We start from the raw sequence: 21,368 nt of genomic DNA, 5'->3' as shown, positions 1-21,368 counted from the left end.
TTAGTTACCAATGCAACTTTGTCCTATCAAAAGCAAAAACATGAAACCATTTTACACTTTATTTCTTCTTTTTTTGGTTCTTGCGGGTCGTGCACAGCAAACCATCTCAGGGACTGTTTTCGATGGAAAGAGCAAGCCTATAGCCGGAGCTAATATCTTTATTGAAGGCACTTACGATGGCGCTTCGACAGACGAACAAGGACGGTTTGAATTTTCCACTACCGTCAACGGTAAACAAGAATTGGTGATTAGTTTCTTAACGTACGAAACACTTAAAGTAGCCATTGATGTGGCGAAGTGTCAAAATGAATCTTTTACACTCAAAGAGAGTGTGAACACGCTCGATGCTGTGGTAGTCACTGCCGGTACTTTCGATGCCGGAGAAAAAGCCCGTGTATCCGTATTGAAGCCTTTGGATATTGTGACCACAGCCGGTGCCTTAGGCGATATTGTTTCGGCTTTACAAACCTTACCCGGAACACAAACTGTGGGTGAAGACGGCCGCCTTTTTGTCCGCGGCGGTGAAGCCGATGAAACCCAAACATTTATTGACGGGATACGCGTGGCGCAACCTTACGGTGCTACGACGGCCAATGTGCCTACCCGCGGTCGATTTTCCCCTTTTTTGTTCAGCGGCATGTCCTTTTCTACCGGAGGGTATTCGGCCGAATACGGCGAAGCGTTATCGAGCGTACTGTTATTGAATACGCAAGACGAAGCTACGGAAGAAAAGACCGATATCTCCTTGATGACCGTTGGTTTAGGATTGGCCAATACCCAAAAATGGAAAACCAATTCCCTGAGTTTTAATACGGCCTACATCAATTTAGAGCCGTATCAAAAAGTGTTTCCGCAGCGTGCCGATTGGAACAAACCGTTTCAATCGCTTTCGGGAGAAGCCGTATACCGTCACGGTTTCGATAACGGGATGTTTAAGTTATATGCCGCTTTTGATGCCTCACAATTCGACATTAACAGCGAAACCATTAACCATCCCGATAAAATCAGGGTCGATCTGAACAACAACAATTTTTATCTGAATTCATCTTATAAAGCCAATTTTAGTGGGCAATGGCAGTTGTTTTCCGGTTTGAGCTATGGTTTCAGCCGGAATAAGATTGGTATTGCCACGGATGCTGTTTCGAATTCCGAACACGCCTCTCATATAAAAGTGAAACTCAAAAAATCATTTTCAGACAGGCTAAAGTTATCATTTGGCGGCGATTTTTTTGTGACCCGATTTGAAGAAAATTTCAAACCGATAGACAGCGATACATTTACCAGTAATTACAATGCCAACCTAGCCGCCCTTTTTGCCGAAACGGATATTTTCTTCTCTAAAAAATTGGCAATGAAGTTGGGCGCCCGACTTTCCAACAATAGTTTGCTGAAAGAAAAAGTGCTTTCACCGAGGGTTTCACTGGCATACAAAGTTTCAAAAAACGGGCAGCTCGCTGTAGCGTACGGGAATTTTACGCAAGCACCTAAACCCGACTATTTAAAATATGCCGATGATCTGAGCAGTGAAAAGGCAACGCATTACATCTTTAATTACCAATACAGCAAAGACCGCAGAACTTTCAGAGCCGAATGGTATTGGAAGGAATACGATAACTTGGTTAAATTCGACACCGAAGTAGCACAGTTTGATTCTCAATATACCAATTCGGGTTTTGGTTATGCGAAAGGGTTGGATGTTTTTTGGAGAGACAATGCCACAGTGAAAAATGTAGAATATTGGGTTTCGTATTCGTACATCGACACCCAAAGGGACTATAAAAATTTTAGTGTCGAAGCCACGCCGAGCTTCGTAGCCAAACACAGTTTGAGTGTGGTTTCCAAGTGGTGGATTAACCAATGGAAATCGCAGTTGAGCGTCACTAACAGCTTTACTACGGGACGTCCGTACAACAATCCGAATGAAGTGGCATTCATGAGTGGTCGTACTAAAGGCTATAATAATTTGAGTCTGGGTTGGGCCTATTTAATGACGCAACAAAAGATTTTGTATTTTTCGGTGTCCAATGTTTTGGGTACAACCAATGTTTTTGGGTATGAATATGCCAATACGCCCAATGAGACAGGCGTGTATAACAGACGCGCCATCAGACCAACAGCCGATCAGTTTTTCTTTGTGGGTTTCTTTTGGACCATTAGTGAGAATAAAAAAGACAATCAGTTGAATAATCTATAGAGGATAAGTCGCTGATTTTCAATGGCAATGGGTTAAAATCGCATCATCTCAGAACCTCAGAACCTTTTCCGAAACAATTCATCCCCAAAAATCAACAGTTCGGTACAAATGAGTTTTACCTCCCCAAAAACCAACCTACTTTTGATTCATAATTTTAAAAAAAAGTTTTAATCATCACAAAAACAATTGACAATCATGACAAAAATTATTACCACCGTAGCATTTTTAGTGTGTTCGTTATTAAGCGCACAATCTCAGTACGAACAAGGAATGGCCAAATCACTTGGTCTTTGGAGAGAGGGTAAAGCCCAAGAAGCCTCCGATTTGATGGAGCGCATTGCTTCAGCAGAAAAAAGCAATTGGTTACCCAATTATTATGTAGCTTTGATTAATACAACTGAAGCTTTTAATCCGGCCAACAAAGCTAAAGTAGCGGCATTACTGGACAAAGCGCAAACCGCCCAAGATAATGCTACTGTTTTGAGTCCGAATAACCCGGAATTATTGGTGATGCAAGCCATGATTTACACGGCGATGATTGTACAAGATCCGATGGTCAACGGAATGAAGTATTCGCCTAAAGTGATGGAGTTGTATACCAAGGCTAAATTTTTGGCACCCGAAAATCCGCGTGTGGTTTTTTGCAAAGCCGAATTTGAAATGGGCGGAGCCCAATGGACCGGCGCCGATGTGAAAAAGTTGTGCGATGAAATCGGTTATTCCGTTTCGTTGTTTGAAAAATACCAACCGGAATCGCCTTTTCACCCGAAATGGGGATTAGACCGTGCCCAAGAAGCATTGAAAAACTGTCAATAAACGATTTCTATTCAACAGAAGCGTATTGTAGCGTATAAACAGAAAAACATGAAACCACTAATTAAAGAAATTCCCAGAGCCGTAATCATTTCGTTAGCCATCTTTTTGGTATTGCTGTTGATTCGTCTCATTACCGGAAACACCATCCGTTTGGATTATGGATTGCTCGTGAATTTCGGATATACCATGCTGTACGGACTCTCATTATACTTGTCCAATGCCGCTATTTTTATGTATTTGGATAAAGTGTACCAATCCGATCGGTTTACACCCAAAAGAATTCTGATCGGTTTTTTGCTCTCGTTTACCGTTTCCATCTTCGTGATTTTCTTACTGCGTGTTTTTGAAGATGTCATCGTGGAAGGAACACCCATAGCCGTTTTTTTAGGTAAGGAGCAAATGGCGAACTATTTGGTTTCTATCATCATTACACTGATTGTGACCTTAGCGTTTTATGCGTTCTATTTTTACAAAGCGTATGCCGATAACAAGGTCAAAGAACAAAAGGTCATTGCCGGCACAGCCTCGGCCCAATTTGAGAGTTTAAAAAACCAAATCGATCCGCATTTTTTGTTCAACAGCTTAAATGTGTTAAGTTCTTTAATCGAGGAAAACCCCGATAATGCACAGCGTTTTACCACTTCATTATCTAAAATTTACCGTTATGTTTTGGAACAAAGAGACAAAGAATTGGTTTCGGTAGAAGAAGAATTAGACTTCGCGAAAACCTATATGAATTTGCTCAAAATGCGTTTTGAAAACAGCATCAGTTACGAACTGCCTTCCGATTTTAATCATCCCGAAGCCAAAGTCGTACCGCTCTCGCTGCAACTTTTATTGGAAAATACCATAAAGCACAACGTAGTGAGTGAGCAGCGGCCCTTACACATCAAAATTTATATCGATAACAATTACCTTATTGTGGAAAACAATTTGCAGAAAAAAGAGGTACTGCAAGACCGCAGAGGTGTTGGTTTACAAAATATCGTCAATCGCTATGCATTGATCTCGGAACGAAAAGTCTTGGTCGAAGAAACGGCCGAAGCGTTCAAAGTCAAAATACCTATTTTAACCAAACAAGTAGTCATTATGGAAACTCAAAATATTTATAACGAAAATATGGCCTATATCAAAGCCAAAGAACGTGTGGAAAAGCTTAAAGGCTTTTACGGAAATTTAGTTTCGTACTGTTTCGTCATCCCGATTCTGGTTTTTATCAATCTCAAAACCTCTTCTTTTCAATGGTTTTGGTTCCCGATGTTGGGCTGGGGTATGGGACTAACCTTCCATGCGCTGGAAACTTTTGGCTATGGGAAAAGCTGGGAAGAACGAAAAATACAGGAGATACTGAACAAAGAAAACAACAACAATCATAAATGGAGCTAATCATGGAATCAAACGAAGTAGAGCGTTACCAACGCGCCCGTAAAAAAGTAGAAGAGATCAAAGGGTTTTACAGTCACTTATCGTCCTATGTGGTGGTGATAGGCGTACTTATTTTTATCAATTTGCGCTATACACCGCAGTATCTGTGGTTTCTTTGGTCGATGTTCGGCTGGGGAATCGGTTTATTTTTTCATGCCGTAAAAGTTTTTCAATGGTCACCCTTTTTTAACTCCGAATGGGAAGCGCGAAAAATCAAACAGTTTATGGAAGAAGAAACGCGTAAAAGAAATAAATTTGAATAACTATGGAAACTTTAGAGGAAATTAAGTACCGCGAAGCGGCCAAGAAAGTTAAGAGAATTAAAGGCTTCTACACGCATGCTGCAGTTTATGTGGTCATCAACATAGTGCTTTTTGTGGTGAATGTTCAAAATTCCTCAGAAGGCCTATGGCACTGGAAAAACTTTACCACGGCTTTCTTTTGGGGTATCGGCTTGGCTTCGCACGCCATATCGGTTTTTGTTCCGAGCATTATTTTGGGCAGCGATTGGGAGGAAAAGAAAATCAAACAATTGATGGAACAAGAAAAGAAAAATAAATGGGAGTAATTCCTATTGAAGGTTGAAAGTAATATAAAGCAACCCGCAACCTACAACTTACAACTTACAACAATGAATATTATTATCATAGAAGACATTTGAAATTAAAAGGAGAATGTCCGGTGGACATTCGGAACTAAAACGAATGCAATAATTGTTATAAAAGAATATGAATATTATTATCATAGAAGATGAAAAACCCGCCGCCCGATTGCTCCAACGCAAAGTGGAAAAATTAGGGCTGATGGTAAACACCTTGTTACATTCAGTAGAGGAATCCATTCAGTGGTTCAACGCCAATCCGCATCCCGATTTGATTTTTCTCGATATCCAATTGTCCGATGGTTTGTCTTTTGAAATTTTTGAAACCATCAACATCCAAAGTGCTGTTATTTTTACCACTGCCTACGACGAATACGCGTTGCGTGCATTTAAACTCAACAGCATCGATTATTTATTAAAACCTATTGATGAGGACGATTTGAAAACGGCTATCGATAAGTTTAAAGCCCGAAATACTTCAGCGCCCAATTTGGCACTCGACTTTGAACTCATCAAAAAAATGTTGGTCAATCCCATCGACCGAAACTATCGAAAACGCTTCACCATCAAAATGGGACAACAACTCAAAATGATTGATATTGATGAGGTTGAATGTTTTTTCAGTGAAAACAAAGGCACCTATCTGCATACCAAAGAGAATCGCGATTACCTGCTCGACAGCACGTTGGAACAATTGGAAACCGAACTCGACCCGGCCGATTTCTTTCGCATCTCGCGCAAATTCATTCTGCCCATGAAAGCCATCAAAGAAATTCAACTCCACAGCAATTCGCGTTTGAAAGTAATTTTGCCCACTTTTAAAGCCGATGAAGTCATCGTGGCCCGCGAGCGCGTCAACGATTTTAAGGAGTGGTTGGGGTAAATGTTAAAGTTGGTAAAATTTTGTTAAGTCGTTCCCCATCTTCAAACGAACATAGTAAATTCGTAAGGCTAACACTTTGGTTAGCCTTTTTTTATGAAAAAAATATACGTTTTGTTGTTTTTGTTGGCGGGCAATTTACTGCTTCAGGCACAGGAAATTAAAGTCTATGAAAAGTTTGATGCCTTTCAAAAGGAGGTGTTAAAAGCGAATGACACCATCTATGTGATTAATTTTTGTGCGACTTGGTGCGGACCGTGCATCAAAGAGTTACCACATTTTGAAAAACTCCACACCGATAACAAAAAGGTAAAAGTGATTTTGGTGAGTTTAGACAGCCGCAAAGATTTGGAAAAGAAATTAATTCCTTTTGTCAAAAAGAAAAAAATCACCGCCGAAGTGCTTTTGCTCTCCGACAAAGATTACAATACCTGGCTGCCCAAAATCGATAAAAACTGGTCGGGTTCGATACCAGCGACCTTGATTCTGATGGGGAAACAACAGCTCTTTGCCGAAACCGATTTTGAGAGCTACGAACAGCTCAACACTTTTGTAACATCATTTATCCATCCTAATAATTAAACGTTTATGAAAGTACTATCCTTATTGATTTTCTTCTTCAGCAGTTTGTTTGTGGGAGAAACTACGGTGTCCACCGGATACCAACCCGGCGACAAAGCCACCGATTTCAAACTGAAAGGGGTTGACGGAAAAATGGTCAGCATGTCTGATTACAAAGACGCCAAAGGGTTTATCGTGGTGTTTACCTGCAATACTTGTCCGTTTGCCGTAAAGTATGAAAATCGCATCAACGATTTGGCCAAAAAGTACAAAAAGCAAGGCTACGTCTTGTTGGCTATCAATCCCAACGATCCCGCAGTGCAGCCCGATGATACTTACGAGTTGATGCAGGCCAAAGCCAAGGACAAAAAGTTTGCGTTTCCGTATTTGGTCGATGAAGGCCAAAAAATTTACCCGCAATACGGCGCCACCAAAACCCCGCATGTATTTTTATTAGATAAAAATTTGGTCGTGCACTACATCGGCGCCATCGATGACAATGTCGATGATGCCTCAGCGGTTAAGGAAAAATATCTCGAAAATGCCATCGCAGCGCTCGACAAAGGCGAAGCACCTTCACCGGCAGTCACCAAAGCCATTGGATGCAGTATAAAAGCCAAGAAAAAGTCTTAAAAAAAGCAAAGTCCCGCTAGGTAAACCGGCGGGACTTTTTTTATTTTGGGCGTTGCCTCAAGAGGCCGGGTTTTCGGCAGTCGCTCTCTTCGAGGAGCTCCAACAAAGCCTCAACCCCTAACGCGGTCTATCGTTTTATTTACTCAAGCGGTGTAACGTATAGGTCATCGCCGTCAGTAAAAAGAAAGCGACCACCTGATGTGTCAATCCCAACCAAAGCGGCACACCGTATAACAAGGTGAATACACCCAGCGCAAATTGGATAAATACCAAAACAACCAAAGCGTTCAAGCCGTTTTTTTGTTGCGCCGAAAGCGCGTATTTTTTACTGCTGAAATACAAGTACAAAATCAAACCGACCACCACATAGGCCATGGTTCGGTGTACAAACTGTACGCCGCTTTTGCCTTCGGTCAAACGCAACAGCCAACTGTCGTATTCCAGGGTAATACTGTCGTGAAAAAACTGTCCGTCACTCATCAACGGCCAATGGTTGTGAATCAATCCGGCATTCAATCCGGCCACGAAACCACCGTAAATAATTTGTAGCACCAGGAATGCCAAAGTCACTCGGGCTACTTTTTTCAAGGGTACAATCACTTCTTTGCGTTCCGGATAAATCAAATCCAACGCTACCCAAAGGGTATAGGCAAACGTGATAAACGCAAAGGTTAAATGCAGTGCCAAACGAAAATGACTCACATCGGGATTGTCTACCAAACCGCTTTTTACCATAAACCAACCGAAAAAGCCTTGTAAAGCACCCATGCCGAGTAACACGAAACATTTGTTTAACGTGGCTTTGTCAATTCTCTTTTTCAGTAAAAAATACACGAAAGGAATAATGAAAACCAAGCCTATAATGCGACCGATAAAACGGTGAAACCATTCCCAGAAATAAATGAATTTATAATCGTCTAACTGAAAATCGTTGTGGATATTAATTTTTTGGTACTCCGGAAACTTCTTGTATTCTTCAAAGGCTTGTACCCATTTTGCATCACTCATCGGCGGGAACGTATCGGTCACCAAATGCCAATCGGTCATCGACAGCCCCGAATTCGTTAGGCGTGTAATACCGCCAACTACTACCATGATAAACACTAAAACACAACCGGAAAGGAGCCAATAAATAACGGCTTTGTCTTTTTTCATATCTTTTGAATCACTGAGTTACTGAGGGTTTGGGTAGCCGAGTAACCAAGGTGTAAATTTATATTGCTTTTGTCTATTTCGACTCCTAACAAATGATAATAATTTATTAATTTTTGGATGAAAAAGCTTTTAATTCGCCACTTTCTTCAACCCCATTTTTTCGGCCTTAGTCAACACAAAATCATAGGCCGCTTGGTATTCATTCGGGATTTCTCCCTCTAAAATAGCTTCTTTTACAGCTTCTTTCAAAACGCCGATTTCGCGGGACGGCTGTAAATTAAACAAGCTCATAATTTCTTCTCCGGTAATGGGTGGTTGGAAATTGCGAATGTGATCGCGTTCTTCCACTTCGACGATTTTACGCCGTACGATTTCAAAATTCTTGTGGTACTTCTCGAATTTTTTAGGATTCTTGGTCGTGATATCGGCTTCACACAAGGTCATCAAATGATCTACATCTTCACCGGCATCAAACACCAATCGACGCACGGCACTGTCGGTTACGATATCTTGTGCTAACACAATAGGACGTGAGCTCATCATCACCATTTTTTGCACAAATTTCATTTTTTGGTTTAACGGCATGTGCAATCGTTCAAAGATTTTCTTCACCATTTTACCGCCTAAGAATTCATGCCCGTGGAAGGTCCAACCTTGTTTTTTATGAAAACGTTTTGTCGGTGCTTTACCGATATCGTGCAACAATGCCGCCCAACGCAACCATACGTTATCGGTATTCGGGCAAATGTTATCCACTACTTCCAAGGTATGGTAAAAGTTGTTTTTATGGGTATGACCTTCCATTTCTTCTACATTGTTGAGCGCTGTCAACTCCGGTAGAATAATATCTAAAAGTCCGGTTTGGTACAAATGCAAAAAGCCAATCGACGGTTTCGGCGTTTCGAGAATTTTGTTCAATTCATCCACAATACGCTCGCCTGAAATGATTTTGATGCGGTCTTTATTATCGGCAATCGCCTTAAGGGAGTTGGCTTCAATCGTAAAATGCAACTGTGTGGCAAAACGAATGGCCCGCATCATTCGTAATGGATCGTCAGAATAGGTAATATCGGGATTTAAAGGCGTTTTAATAAGCTTGTTTTTCAAATCCGCCAATCCGTCAAACGGATCTACCAAATCACCGAAGTTATGGGGATTCAGTGAAAAAGCCAAGGCATTGATGGTGAAGTCGCGGCGGTTTTGGTCGTCTTCCAGCGTGCCGTCTTCTACCTGCGGATTTCGGCTGTTTTCAGAATAGCTTTCTTTTCGAGCGCCCACAAATTCAATATCCATTTCTTTGTAGCGCAGCATGGCGGTTCCGTAATTTTTAAAAACTTGTACTTTGGGCTTGTTGGGCAATAATTCGGATACCTTAAGTGCCAAATCAATTCCCGAACCTACGGCCACAATATCAATGTCTTTTTTAAAATCGCGTTGCAATAAAAAATCACGAACAAAGCCGCCAATCACATAGCTTTCCAGTTGCAATTCCTGGGCTGCCTTGGAGATGATTTCAAATATTTTATGGTCTAATGCTTTGGTGTAATTCATGTATTCCGATTCTATTTTGTCATTTCGACGGAGGAGAAATCTCATCAGGTCATTTTCTTGTGATTTCTCCCGATGGTCGAAATGACAAGAAGACCTTTGTTTTATTTGCGGATAATCTTCACCTGACTATCGCTTGTAAGCTTGATAATCGTTGAAGGTTTGTCACAGTTTTTTTCGTGGTGCAAATTTACGACATAGTCTACACCCTTTAAAATTTCGGGACTGATTTCTTGAAATGATTTTGGAGTAGGCTGCCCCGAGATATTGGCTGAGGTCGAAACCAACGGTTTTTTCATGCGCTCCATCAGCTTGAAGCAAAACGGTTCTTTAACAATGCGAATACCAAGCGTTTTATCTTCAGCAATGATGTTAGCCGCAACATTTCTCGGATTGTCCAAGATTAAGGTGGTTGGTTTCTCCGATAAATCCAAAATCTGCCAAGCCACTTCCGGAATTTCCTTGAACACGTGGTACATCATTTTTTCGCCGTTCATCAACACAATCATGCTCTTGGTTTCTTCGCGTTGCTTTAAAGCATAAATCTTCTTTATTGCTGCTTCATTGGTGGCATCGCAACCGATTCCCCAAACGGTATCGGTAGGGTAGAGAATAATCCCCCCGTTTTTAATCACCTCGAATGCTTTGTGTACTTCTTCGTTGGTATCTTTAATAGTCATTTTAATTTTAAAATATTGCCAAAATTAGCGAAAAAGAGACAGTTCCTGATAAAGTCGTCTTATTTTAATAGGAATTTGAAAAATTTTACCAAGCTACATGCAAATTTGAAAGCCATTTAGCCACTCTTCATTTACGAGATGGGATATATACCTTTGAAATGGTTACACTCTAAATCGGATCAGATTCCGAATTATTAGTTAATGGCATATTGACCGGAATGTATCTGCGATTATTTTTCAGTTCTCGTATGCACTTAAATTACAATCAAATATCTTGAGATTTACTTTAACAATTAAAGTAAAAATGTATTTTTGTGAAAAAATAGAAATGATAAAACATAGAATAGATTTATTTATAAAGAAGTTTTTTCAACATAAAAATGAAGAGCTGCCTGCCTTTTTGCTCCATAAATTATACCACCAAGGCGGGTATTTACCATTTACAAGAGCTTCGTTGGGTTTCAAACTCATGGCAAACATTGCTAACGATATTGTAATCAATAACAAAAAATCCATTTTAGAATTTGGTGCAGGAATTTCCACAATTATAATCGCGCGTTTGATAAAGATGAACAATTTAAATGCTACGATTGTTACTATTGACGAATCTGCAGAATGGATTTTAATTGTGAAAAAGTTATTACAGGATGAAAATCTTGAGGGAATAGTCACTTTTATTCATGCGCCAACGGTGAAAAGTTCCGAAATGGAGCGCTCGTTTGAATATGACGGCAATATAGTTAATGAAAAATTGGCGAATAAAAAATTTGACTTGGTTTTAATTGACGGACCAATCGGATGGTCCTCTAAAAAGCGGTACAGTAGGGTTTCCAACATTAAGTATTTTATCAACAATTTGGATGAGAACTTTACAATTTTTATTGATGATACCAATAGAAAAGGAGAACGCTATTTGGTTAATCAGTTAAGAAAACAGTTAGGTTTAAAACCCAATGAGTTAGATGCTACATTCGTTTCTTTTACAAAAGGAAGAACTTTTAATTATGAAATTTAATGTAGCCACTATATAATTTTTATGAGACTAATTCAGTTTACAGCTTCAAAAGTTTGGAGAGGACATGAGCAGAAAATAATATACTTATATGAAATTTTTAGAGATAAAAATTATGTAGAAGACCAAATTATAGTTTGTCCTATTGATTCCGAATTGTATAAAGTTGCCAAAGAGAAAAACTTAAATGTCATACCGATAACAACAAAAACAAAGTTCAAGTCGGCTTTAGATTTAAAGAAGATTTCAGATGATTTTAAAGGGGAACTGCTTTTCATACATGATAGTAAATCACACACCATTTCTGTATTAGCCGGTGTTTTTTGCGGTCTGAAAATACCTATGGTTTTGTGTAGAACTTTGTCTGTAAGGGTTGATACGAATTTCTTCAGAAAGTGGAAATACAATTATAAAGGGATCAAAAAAATCATTTGTATCACTCAGGCAGTCGTTGATGTCCTCAAGCATGCGGTTAAAGACCATTCCAGAATTGTCATAGTTGGTATTTTGACGGATATAGAAAGGTTTAAAAATTCTTTTAAGGTAGGAAAGCTTCACGATGAATTGAATATTCCGAGAGATTATAAACTAATCGGTAACATTGCTGCCTTTACATGGTTTAAAGATCACAAAACCTGGGTAAGAACAGTAAAAGAGCTAAAAGACAGAAATGTTAAGGCAAAATACATACTCGTCGGGAAAGGGCCAAAAGAAGCTGAAGTCAAAGCTCAAGTTAAAGAGTTAGGTTTAGATGATGATGTCTATTTTCTTGGTTTTAGAACCGATATTGCACAGATAATGCCAGAGCTAGACGTATTGCTTTTTACATCAAATGATGAACCTGCCGGAGGCGTTATTTTAGAAGCTTATGCTTGTAAAACACCCGTTGTAGCCACAAATGCCGGTGGAATACCTAGTCTTTTAATTCATAATGAAACCGGGCTTTTAGCTGAAGTAGGTAATCCTGTAGATTTTGCTGATAAAGTTCAAATTCTTTTGAATGATAGCCAACTAAGAGAGAGAGTAACCAAAAATGGATATCAGTTCCTATTGGATAATCACACCAAAGAGGTTATTGGCAAAAAAATGTTTGATGAATTGAATCTTGTGCTACAAAATTCAAAACAATAAATAAATTTAAAGTGACTAAATTGTAGTTAAAAAACACCTTGTAATTCTTGTGTAAAAAAGAATTGCAAGGTGTTTTTTATTACAGTCAATAAGAAAAAAAAATTAAAGAACAAAAAACATTACTGGTTAAAAACCAAAAAAAAATTAATTATTGATTTTTAATTGGAAGTAATTGGTTAAATCCTGCCACTGATTTACGTTGAAGTTTTGATCGACATTAATCTTTTTCAAAGAGATTTTTTGCGTGCCGTAAATCGGTAAAAACTCGGTTGTAACGTCATCGGCTTGTCTTACCGTGGTATTGTTTAATACCGCCATGGCTTTAAACCAAAGATCATCGTTTTTCGGCGCGAGTTGTAGGGCCAATTCATAGTTGGTGATTAATTCGTGCAACGATTTTGGCGGATACAAAATACCTCCGGCTCCGATAGCCATATTCTTGATGGGATCGTTCGGATTTTTAAACACCCATTTTTTATAATCTTGTAAATTATTATGCTCGTCAAAGGCAATCTGTCTGATTTTGTTACAGATGATGTCTTTGGGGTATTTTAAGTGTGATTGGTATAATTTTTCCAACCAAGTCGACTCGTAAATCAAATCGTCATCACAAGTAACAATCACACGGTCTGGATACAAAAGTAAGGTTGGAATGAGTTTTTTGTGTGAACTGGTGTGTGGTGTGAAATGCAACTCCAAAATGTCACCTACCAAACTCTGAATCGAATTCGGAATATTATGTTGGTCTTTCTCATTAATCCAAAGCAATAATTTTTCAGGCCTTTTAGTTTGGGTCAAAATACTTCGTAGTGTAATGTGCACTTTATCCATTCGGGACGGAATGGTAGTCAGGGAGACGATAACAGGTATTTTTTCGCTTTGCGCATTTTTAATTTTACTTACCGGAATCGATACTAACTTCAAGGTCTTAATGAGCGAGAAAGGCAATTCTTTTAATTTCATACGTCTTTGAAAAAAATGGATGGGACAAAGGTAACTAAATTTCAGATGTAAACTTCAGCCTGTCTCATCTTTGTCAGCCATGTACTTTCCTGGTAACCGCCTGCGAGAGCCTGTTTTGCAAATAATATTGCTGCTTAGTGGAAAAAAGAGGTTATTTTTTGGTATTATTGTAGCAATGAAATTGTCGGTCATCATATCTACATATAATTCTGAAGATTGGTTGCGCAACGTTTTAACAGGATATACTGTTCAAACAGAGCAGGACTTTGAGATTGTGATAGCCGATGACGGTTCGACCGAAAAAACCAAATCACTCATTGCCTCGTTTCAAGGTCGGTTCAACTATCCCATAATCCATGTTTGGCAAAAAGATGCAGGCTTCAGAAAGTGTCGTATTCTGAATAAAGCCATTTTGCAATCACAATCCGACTATTTATTGTTTACCGACGGTGATTGCATCCCGAGAAAAGATTTTGTAGCCACGCATTTGAAACACAAAGAAGCAGGCTATTTTCTCTCAGGCGGGTATTTTAAATTACCTAAATCCATATCGGAAGCCATTACGCAAGAAGACATCATCACCCAACGTTGCTTTACGTTGAGTTGGCTTAAGCGTCAGGGTTTGGCTATGAATTTTAAAGTAACCAAACTAGTCCACAACACCTATTTTGCGGCCTTTATGAACTGGCTTACCCCAACCAAAAGATCTTGGAACGGCCATAACGCCTCGGGTTTCAAGAAAGATATCATCGCCATAAACGGTTTTAATGAGTTGTTAACCTATGGAGGTGAAGATCGCGAAATGGGGGAACGGTTATTCAATTTAGGATTATTGTCGAAGCAAATACGCTATTCGGCCATTTGCGTGCATTTGGATCACGAGAGAGGCTATGTAGATTATGAAAAAATCAAGCATAATCTTGAAATCCGACGTTACAACAGTAAGCACAAAATCACCTATATCAAACATGGTCTTGATAAATTAAAAAATAATACTTTTGCTTAAGAAATAATGTCCATGAAAGCATCCGTAATTTTCAGTACCTACAATTCCGAAGAATGGTTGGAGAAAGTGATTATTGGTTTTAGTGTCCAAACGGTTCAGGATTTTGAAATTATTATTGCCGATGACGGGTCCCGCCAAGCGACAGCCGATTTAATTGCTGCACTTCGTACCGAAATACCTATTCCCATAGTGCATGTTTGGCAGGAGGATAATGGGTTTCAGAAATCGCAAATTCTTAACAAAGCCATAGTGGCCTCAAGTTCGGATTACCTCATTTTTACGGATGGCGATTGCATACCGCGCCGGGATTTTGTGGCCACACATTTGGCCAATCGTGAGCCGGGCTACTTCCTATCGGGAGGCTATTTTAAATTGCCGATGACGATTTCCAAAGCCATCACTAAAGAAGATATTCAGCAGCAACGTTGTTTTGATTTGAAATGGTTGAGAAATCAGGGCTTGCCTTCGAGTTACAAAAACATCAAATTTATTGCAAAAGGATTTTGGGCCCGATTGTTAAATGCGATTACGCCAACGAATGCCTCTTGGAACGGTCATAATGCCTCGGGTTGGAAAAAAGATTTGGTTGCTGTGAACGGATTTAACCAAGACATGCAGTACGGCGGACAAGATAGAGAGTTGGGTGAACGCTTATTTAATTTAGGCTTACGGTCGAAACAGATTCGCTATTCCGCGATTTGCGTTCATTTAGACCACAAGCGGGGTTATGTGAATGAAGAAACGTGGACTAAAAACTACAACATTCGAAAAAACACACGCGAAAATAAAGTAGTTCGCACACCTAACGGTATCGACTCAAATACGTTGTAAAAAACGGGCTAATTTATCTTTAAAAAGCGAAACAGTGAGTTTTTGATACAGCGCTGCTGTTTTTTTCTTCAGCTTTTTGGGATGTTCTTCGTTGTAAATTTCAGGATAGTAATCGTTCAAATGCACCGAGAAATAACGGATGTCGTCTTCCATGGCATCCCATGATTTTTTTCGAATCCACGGACTGAAAATCGTAAAAGTGGGTATCGAAAGTGCCTTGGCCATGTTCGTCGCACCGCCTTCGTTTCCGATTAAGCCATCGCATTGCGACAACAGCGCTAAAAAGTCACGCAAACTCTTCGCATAAAAAGGCAAGTTGATTTTAGCTTGTGTTTCGGGCAAACACAAATCGTAGATGGCTTTCACTTCTTCCAGTTGATTCGGAATGTAATTAAAAAGTAATTGAGCATCTTTGTTTTGCGCAATAAAGTCCAGCGTTTCCGCCATATTTTTATCGGGAAGACTTTTGTTTTTAGCACTCCCCAAAATACTAATCATGAGGATAGGTTGCTCCGGATTCAAATGCGTTTTTACCTCTTTTTGGGCCTTTTGAATTTCATCATCCGTAAGGTGAATTTTAGGGTAAATCACATCCACTTCCTTGCCCAAAGCCGTTTTCGCCAACAGCAAACGGTAGGCATTGGCTGCCCCATGACACTGAGAATCGGAGTGCACATTATGCGTGTAAAAAAAACGATTGTAGGTTTTGTAATGACCGATTCGGTTTTTAGCACCCGAAAAGTAAGCCGGAATAATGCTTTGCCACTTACCGTACACGTCAATAATAGTATCGTAATGCTCCTGTTTTAAGGTTCTGCCCAATCGGTATAAATTCAGAAAGCCTTGGTGCGTTTTAGGGTCGAAAAAAACAACTTTGTCAATATACGGGTTGTTTTCAACCACAGCCAACGTGTTCTTTTGAATCATGTAATGCACTTCGGCATCGGGATGATTTTTTTTGATAGTTTCACAAATGACAGTACTGGCCAAGACATCGCCTATCATTTTGATTTGAATTACCAGTACTTTCATAAGGAATTAGTTGAATTCAGCCGATTATACGGCTACGTCGTACTCTCTCAACGCATTGTTGAGCGATGTTTTTAAATCGGTTGAAGGTTTGCGTGTGCCGATGATTAGGGCACAGGGCACCTGATAATCGCCGGCGGCAAAAGTTTTGGTGTAACTTCCCGGAATCACGACCGAACGCGCCGGAACGTATCCTTTGTACTCTTTGGGTTCGCTACCGGTAACATCTATAATCTTTGTTGAAGCGGTTAAGCATACATTGGCTCCCAAAACGGCTTCTTTTTCTACACGAACACCTTCAACTACGATACAACGAGAACCGATAAAAGCGCCATCTTCGATAATCACCGGAGCCGCTTGTAACGGTTCTAAAACACCGCCAATTCCAACACCGCCCGACAAGTGAACGTCTTTTCCAATTTGGGCACAACTACCCACCGTGGCCCAAGTGTCCACCATAGTGCCTTCGTCTACATAAGCCCCAATGTTCACATAGCTGGGCATCAATATAACCCCTTTCGAAATATACGCACCGTAGCGTGCCGTAGCCGGCGGAACCACTCTGATTCCTTTTGATTCATAGCCGGTTTTGAGTAGCATTTTATCGTGGTATTCAAAAATACCGGCTTCCCAAGTTTCCATTTTTTGGATGGGAAAATACATTACTACCGCTTTTTTAACCCACTCGTTCACCTGCCAACCGTTCGAGGTAGGTTCGGCCACACGTAAGGTTCCGGCATCGAGCAAAGCGATAACGTCTCTGATGGCTTTAATGGTGGTTTCGTCTTGTAATAAAGCGCGGTTTTCCCAGGCTTTTTCTATGGTATTTTGTATTGTTGTCATGGATTTTGTTTTGTTTGAAAAGGTCGTTTTTTAAAAAACCAATAGGGAACAAATATAGTTTCATTTTTAGAAAGATGCAAAGCATTTGATTATAGTATTTTGTGGCCAAAAAAATGTTAAATTGCAACAAACTGTTCGAAGAATAAATAAGTTTGTAAGACTAAATTAACACTAATTTTTTCCAAGTATGAAGGCAAAAATGCTACCCGTTATTTTGTTATGGTGTTGCTTTGTAGGCTGTCAGAAACAAACAGACCGTAATACTAGTGCTCAAGATTCTATTGCCAAAGCGGATTCCGTTGCAGTGAACGCGCACCATGCCAAATCGTCACTCGATTACATCGGTACTTATAAAGGTATTTTGCCATGTGCCGACTGTGAAGGCATGGAAACCATTATCTGCATTAACGAGAATGAGACCTACAATGTAAAAACAAGGTATTTGGGAAAAGGAGAAAAAGTATTTGAGCAAAAGGGTCGGTTTTCATGGAATGCCAAAGGGAATACCATCATTTTACAGGATATTAAAAGTGGACCGAATCAATATTTTGTAGGTGAAAATACGCTGACGCAATTGGACATGGACGGAAAAAAGATAACCGGAGCCTTGGCTTCGAATTATATCTTGACCAAACAACCGTCCCATAAAATTGCCGATGAGGTGGAAACTAACTCTCAAACGACAGTAGATTTAAATAGCAGAATTGAGTCGGAAACTGTGATTAAAAAAGTAAATCCCGCTGTAGGTAAAGCTTCATTGGCGGAAACCAAATGGAAGCTTATGACTTTAGGAGGTAAGTTGGTGCAACAGAAAGGCAAAAAAGCCTACTTTATTTGGTTGAATTCTAAAGACGGCCGTTTTAATGCTTTTGCCGGATGTAACCTAATGACCGGAAGTTATGCCATGCCAACGGCAGCCGAGCTCGTGTTCTCAAATGTTGCCATGACCCGAATGGCTTGTCCGGATATGACTTTGGAAACCCGTTTTGCGGCGATGTTGGAAAAAGTGGATAGCTATTCCATTCAAGACAACATATTGCAATTTAAGAAAGGTAAAAAAACAATTTTAGCTGCCTTTGAGCCTTCAAACTAAACAACAGTATGCCTCGAATTCTAGCCATCGATTACGGAATCAAACGAACCGGTTTAGCGGTAACCGATGACTTGCAAATCATAGCTTCGGGACTGACTACTGTGGCTTCAGAGACTGTTATTCCCTTTTTGAAAGACTATTTTGCTAAAGAAGAAGTGATAAAAGTTTTGATTGGTGAACCCAAGCAAATGAATGGTCAGCCTTCGGAAAGTACACCCATTATTGAAAAATTTGTGGCCGATTTTAAAACGCATTTCCCGGAAATGAAGGTCGAAAGAGTCGATGAGCGATTTACTTCTAAAATGGCCTTTCAAACCATGATTGACAGTGGGCTCAAAAAAAAACAACGTCAAAACAAGGCTTTGGTAGATGAAATAGCCGCCACCATACTACTGCAAGATTATTTAACCCGGAAAATGATTTAATTTCGTTACTTTTGCTCCGTTAAAAACAGAAACAGATGTTGGATATTTACACCATCGTATTCTGAAATATAAAATGAATTCAAAATGATTATTCCAATTTACGGATATGGTGAACCGGTGTTACGACAAGTTGGTGTCGAGATTACCCCTGATTACCCTAACCTGAAAGAAATTATTGCCAATATGTACGACACCATGTACAATGCTTACGGTGTCGGGTTAGCAGCGCCTCAAGTCGGGTTAGCCATTCGCCTTTTTGTAATCGATACCGAACCTTTCAGCGATAGCGATGACTTGAGTAAAGAAGAACAAGCGTTGTTAAAATCTTTCAAACGAACCTTTATCAATGCCAAAATGCTCAAAGAAGAAGGCGAGGAATGGGGATTTAATGAAGGTTGTTTGAGTATTCCGGATGTGCGTGAAGATGTGTATCGCAATGAGCGCATTACGTTGGAATACTACGATGAAGATTTCAACAAAAAAACGGAAGTTTTCGACGGATTAATTGCCCGTGTCATTCAACACGAGTACGATCATATCGAGGGTATTTTGTTTACCGATAAAATTTCGATGCTTAAAAAAACATTGATTAAAAAGAAATTGCAAAACATCATGGAAGGGAAATCGCGTCCCGATTATAAAATGAAATTTGCCAATAAAAAAGGAAGATAATTAACAACGCTGATATAAACATTTAAATATATTTGTGCCCTAAATTAAATTAAGACTAATGAACGTAGACAAAATTTTAGCCATAGCCGGAAAACCGGGTTTATTCGAATTAAAATTACAAACGCGCTCGGGGTTTTTAGCCGAATCCCTGTTAGACGGAAAAAAAATTACCGTAGGGATGCGCAGTAATGTTAGCTTGCTTTCCGAAATTTCAATGTATACCTACAGTGAAGAAAAACCATTGGTTGAAATTATGAGAGCTATCGCGGTAAAAGAAAATGAAGGCCCAACTTCGGTTTCTCACAAAGACGACAATGTGCAATTGATGGCCTACTTCAAAGAAGTTTTACCCGATTATGATGAAGACAGAGTGTATGCTTCCGATATCAAAAAATTAATCAATTGGTACAATATTTTGCAAGCCAAAGGATTGGTTTCTAAAGAAGAACCTAAAATTGACAATGCCGAAGCCATCAAAGATACAGTGGTAGAAGAAGTAGCTCAAGCTGAAGTAAAGCCCAAAAAAGCGGCTAAAAAAACAACCAAAAAAGAAGAATAGTTAATTACTTCTTTATAAATACAAATCCTATTGTTGTTTCGCAATGATGGGATTTTTTATTTTTATCAAGTTCATAATCCATAACTTTAAACCCGCAACTCGTAACCTTCAATTCACAACACACATGAATACACGTCAACAACAGCTCGAAGCCTTTAACCGACTGCTCGATATTATGGACGATTTGAGAGCGCAATGCCCTTGGGATAAAAACCAAACCCTCGAAAGTTTACGTCATCTTACCATTGAGGAAACATATGAATTAGGGGATGCTATATTGGATAACGATTTGCCGGAGATCAAAAAGGAATTGGGTGATTTGTTGTTGCACATTGTTTTTTATGCCAAAATCGGGAGCGAAACCAACGACTTTGATATTGCCGATGTAGCCAATAGTATTTGCGATAAACTCATCGACCGTCATCCGCACATTTACGGTGATGTGGTAGTAGCCGATGAAGAGGAAGTGAAGCAAAATTGGGAAAAGCTGAAGCTTAAAGAAGGTAAAAAATCGGTGCTCGAAGGTGTCCCGAAAAGTTTACCGGCACTGGTCAAAGCCAGCCGTATTCAAGACAAAGTGAAAGGCGTTGGTTTTGATTGGGAAGAACCGCATCAGGTTTGGGATAAGGTTCAGGAAGAACTCAACGAGCTTCAGGAAGAAGTCCGCTCCGGCAATCAGGATAAAATCGAAGCCGAATTCGGAGATGTCCTTTTCTCTTTGATTAATTACGCCCGATTTTTAAAGGTTAATCCCGAAGATGCTTTGGAGCGCACCAATAAAAAATTCATGAAGCGATTCATGTATCTCGAAAGCAAAGCGGTAGCCTTAGGGAAACCTTTAGCTGAGATGACCCTGGCTGAGATGGATGTTTTTTGGGAAGAAGCGAAGCGCCTCCCCTAAAAACGGAATCCGAAAATCAATGATTTTCAGTTAGCACAATTTGGGAAGAAGCGAAGCGCCTCCCCTAAAAACGGAATCCGAAAATCAATGATTTTCAGTTAGCACAATTTGGGAAGAAGCGAAGCGCCTCCCCTAAAAACGGAATCCGAAAATCAATGATTTTCAGTTAGCACAATTTGGGAAGAAGCGAAGCGCCTCCCCTAAAAACGGAATCCGAAAATCAATGATTTTCAGTTAGCACAATTTGGGAAGAAGCGAAGCGCCTCCCCTAAAAACGGAATCCGAAAATCAATGATTTTCAGTTAGTACAATTTGGGAAGAAGCGAAGCGCCTCCCCTAAAAGCGGAATCCGAAAATCTATGATTTTCAGTTAGTACAATTTGGGAAGAAGCGAAGCGCCTTCCCTAAAA

Annotated in this window: 23 protein-coding genes; 17 read left to right on the top strand and 6 right to left on the bottom strand. The window is 39.8% G+C overall.

Going from position 1 to position 21,368, the window contains the following annotated elements; all coding sequences use genetic code 11:
• Positions 1 to 40: 40 nt before the first annotated feature.
• From QHT84_RS09160 to QHT84_RS09125, 8 genes are all read left to right on the top strand, one after another.
• Entirely contained in the window at positions 41 to 2,194 is a 2,154-nt protein-coding gene (locus QHT84_RS09160; RefSeq protein WP_283239261.1) for a TonB-dependent receptor, read from the top strand.
• A gap of 195 nt (positions 2,195 to 2,389) precedes the next feature.
• Positions 2,390 to 3,010, top strand: coding sequence for a tetratricopeptide repeat protein (locus tag QHT84_RS09155; RefSeq protein WP_283239260.1), 621 nt, complete (start codon positions 2,390 to 2,392; stop codon positions 3,008 to 3,010).
• A gap of 48 nt (positions 3,011 to 3,058) precedes the next feature.
• Positions 3,059 to 4,396 carry a 2TM domain-containing protein gene (locus QHT84_RS09150; RefSeq protein ID WP_283239259.1) on the top strand — a complete coding sequence of 446 codons (1,338 nt, stop codon included), beginning with the start codon at positions 3,059 to 3,061 and terminating at the stop codon, positions 4,394 to 4,396.
• 2 nt (positions 4,397 to 4,398) lie between these two features.
• On the top strand, positions 4,399 to 4,698 hold the full coding sequence (locus QHT84_RS09145) for a 2TM domain-containing protein (protein WP_283239258.1): 300 nt from the start codon (positions 4,399 to 4,401) through the stop codon (positions 4,696 to 4,698).
• A gap of 2 nt (positions 4,699 to 4,700) precedes the next feature.
• Positions 4,701 to 5,003: a 2TM domain-containing protein gene (locus QHT84_RS09140; protein WP_283239257.1), complete on the top strand. Its 303-nt coding sequence runs from the start codon at positions 4,701 to 4,703 to the stop codon at positions 5,001 to 5,003.
• Positions 5,004 to 5,163: 160 nt separating this feature from the next.
• Complete coding sequence (locus tag QHT84_RS09135) at positions 5,164 to 5,919, top strand: LytR/AlgR family response regulator transcription factor (protein ID WP_283239256.1); 756 nt, start codon at positions 5,164 to 5,166, stop codon at positions 5,917 to 5,919.
• Positions 5,920 to 6,012: 93 nt separating this feature from the next.
• A complete protein-coding gene (locus QHT84_RS09130) occupies positions 6,013 to 6,498 on the top strand; it encodes a TlpA family protein disulfide reductase (RefSeq protein WP_283239255.1) in 486 nt (161 codons plus the stop codon).
• Between the two features lie 6 nt (positions 6,499 to 6,504).
• The gene (locus QHT84_RS09125) at positions 6,505 to 7,110 is read left to right on the top strand and encodes a thioredoxin family protein (RefSeq protein WP_283239254.1); all 606 of its coding nucleotides are present in this window, start codon (positions 6,505 to 6,507) and stop codon (positions 7,108 to 7,110) included.
• A 135-nt stretch (positions 7,111 to 7,245) separates the two neighbouring features.
• On the opposite strand, the gene QHT84_RS09120 is transcribed toward QHT84_RS09125, so the two are convergent.
• From QHT84_RS09120 to QHT84_RS09110, 3 genes are all read right to left on the bottom strand, one after another.
• On the bottom strand, positions 7,246 to 8,265 hold the full coding sequence (locus QHT84_RS09120; RefSeq protein ID WP_283239253.1) for a COX15/CtaA family protein: 1,020 nt from the start codon (positions 8,263 to 8,265) through the stop codon (positions 7,246 to 7,248).
• 129 nt (positions 8,266 to 8,394) lie between these two features.
• Positions 8,395 to 9,816 carry a CCA tRNA nucleotidyltransferase gene (locus QHT84_RS09115; protein ID WP_283239395.1) on the bottom strand — a complete coding sequence of 474 codons (1,422 nt, stop codon included), beginning with the start codon at positions 9,814 to 9,816 and terminating at the stop codon, positions 8,395 to 8,397.
• A 101-nt stretch (positions 9,817 to 9,917) separates the two neighbouring features.
• Positions 9,918 to 10,493 (bottom strand): L-threonylcarbamoyladenylate synthase, encoded by a 576-nt coding sequence (locus tag QHT84_RS09110; RefSeq protein WP_283239252.1) that lies wholly within the window; start codon positions 10,491 to 10,493, stop codon positions 9,918 to 9,920.
• Positions 10,494 to 10,962: 469 nt separating this feature from the next.
• Here QHT84_RS09110 and QHT84_RS09105 point away from each other — a divergent pair, with 469 nt between their 5' ends.
• On the top strand, positions 10,963 to 11,508 hold the full coding sequence (locus QHT84_RS09105) for a class I SAM-dependent methyltransferase (protein ID WP_283239251.1): 546 nt from the start codon (positions 10,963 to 10,965) through the stop codon (positions 11,506 to 11,508).
• A gap of 21 nt (positions 11,509 to 11,529) precedes the next feature.
• Positions 11,530 to 12,636, top strand: a complete 1,107-nt coding sequence (locus QHT84_RS09100; protein ID WP_283239250.1) for a glycosyltransferase family 4 protein — start codon at positions 11,530 to 11,532, stop codon at positions 12,634 to 12,636.
• A 144-nt stretch (positions 12,637 to 12,780) separates the two neighbouring features.
• Here the strand turns inward: QHT84_RS09100 and QHT84_RS09095 are convergent, their stop codons facing one another.
• Positions 12,781 to 13,599: a glycosyl transferase gene (locus tag QHT84_RS09095; RefSeq protein ID WP_283239249.1), complete on the bottom strand. Its 819-nt coding sequence runs from the start codon at positions 13,597 to 13,599 to the stop codon at positions 12,781 to 12,783.
• Positions 13,600 to 13,774: 175 nt separating this feature from the next.
• Here QHT84_RS09095 and QHT84_RS09090 point away from each other — a divergent pair, with 175 nt between their 5' ends.
• A complete protein-coding gene (locus QHT84_RS09090) occupies positions 13,775 to 14,605 on the top strand; it encodes a glycosyltransferase family 2 protein (RefSeq protein ID WP_283239248.1) in 831 nt (276 codons plus the stop codon).
• Between the two features lie 12 nt (positions 14,606 to 14,617).
• Entirely contained in the window at positions 14,618 to 15,436 is an 819-nt protein-coding gene (locus QHT84_RS09085) for a glycosyltransferase family 2 protein (RefSeq protein ID WP_283239247.1), read from the top strand.
• On the opposite strand, the gene QHT84_RS09080 is transcribed toward QHT84_RS09085, so the two are convergent.
• Complete coding sequence (locus QHT84_RS09080; RefSeq protein ID WP_283239246.1) at positions 15,422 to 16,468, bottom strand: glycosyltransferase family 9 protein; 1,047 nt, start codon at positions 16,466 to 16,468, stop codon at positions 15,422 to 15,424. The two genes, QHT84_RS09085 and QHT84_RS09080, sit on opposite strands and share 15 nt — an antisense overlap.
• 24 nt (positions 16,469 to 16,492) lie before the next feature.
• The gene (locus QHT84_RS09075) at positions 16,493 to 17,308 is read right to left on the bottom strand and encodes a 2,3,4,5-tetrahydropyridine-2,6-dicarboxylate N-succinyltransferase (protein ID WP_283239245.1); all 816 of its coding nucleotides are present in this window, start codon (positions 17,306 to 17,308) and stop codon (positions 16,493 to 16,495) included.
• 187 nt (positions 17,309 to 17,495) lie between these two features.
• Between QHT84_RS09075 and QHT84_RS09070 the strand changes: the two genes are divergently transcribed.
• The 5 genes from QHT84_RS09070 to mazG all read left to right on the top strand — a co-directional run bounded on the left by QHT84_RS09070 (position 17,496) and on the right by mazG (position 20,958).
• Positions 17,496 to 18,401 carry a copper resistance protein NlpE N-terminal domain-containing protein gene (locus QHT84_RS09070; RefSeq protein WP_283239244.1) on the top strand — a complete coding sequence of 302 codons (906 nt, stop codon included), beginning with the start codon at positions 17,496 to 17,498 and terminating at the stop codon, positions 18,399 to 18,401.
• Positions 18,402 to 18,409: 8 nt separating this feature from the next.
• Complete coding sequence (gene ruvX, locus QHT84_RS09065) at positions 18,410 to 18,826, top strand: Holliday junction resolvase RuvX (protein ID WP_283239243.1); 417 nt, start codon at positions 18,410 to 18,412, stop codon at positions 18,824 to 18,826.
• A gap of 84 nt (positions 18,827 to 18,910) precedes the next feature.
• Positions 18,911 to 19,498: a peptide deformylase gene (def, locus tag QHT84_RS09060; protein ID WP_283239242.1), complete on the top strand. Its 588-nt coding sequence runs from the start codon at positions 18,911 to 18,913 to the stop codon at positions 19,496 to 19,498.
• A gap of 58 nt (positions 19,499 to 19,556) precedes the next feature.
• The gene (locus QHT84_RS09055) at positions 19,557 to 20,057 is read left to right on the top strand and encodes a DUF5606 family protein (RefSeq protein WP_283239241.1); all 501 of its coding nucleotides are present in this window, start codon (positions 19,557 to 19,559) and stop codon (positions 20,055 to 20,057) included.
• A 124-nt stretch (positions 20,058 to 20,181) separates the two neighbouring features.
• A complete protein-coding gene (mazG, locus tag QHT84_RS09050) occupies positions 20,182 to 20,958 on the top strand; it encodes a nucleoside triphosphate pyrophosphohydrolase (RefSeq protein WP_283239240.1) in 777 nt (258 codons plus the stop codon).
• Positions 20,959 to 21,368: the final 410 nt, after the last annotated feature.

Source organism: Flavobacterium sedimenticola, from assembly GCF_030053345.1.
GTDB classification, from domain to species: Bacteria; Bacteroidota; Bacteroidia; order Flavobacteriales; family Flavobacteriaceae; genus Flavobacterium; species Flavobacterium sedimenticola.
This window is presented reverse-complemented; position numbering and strand designations above follow the sequence as displayed.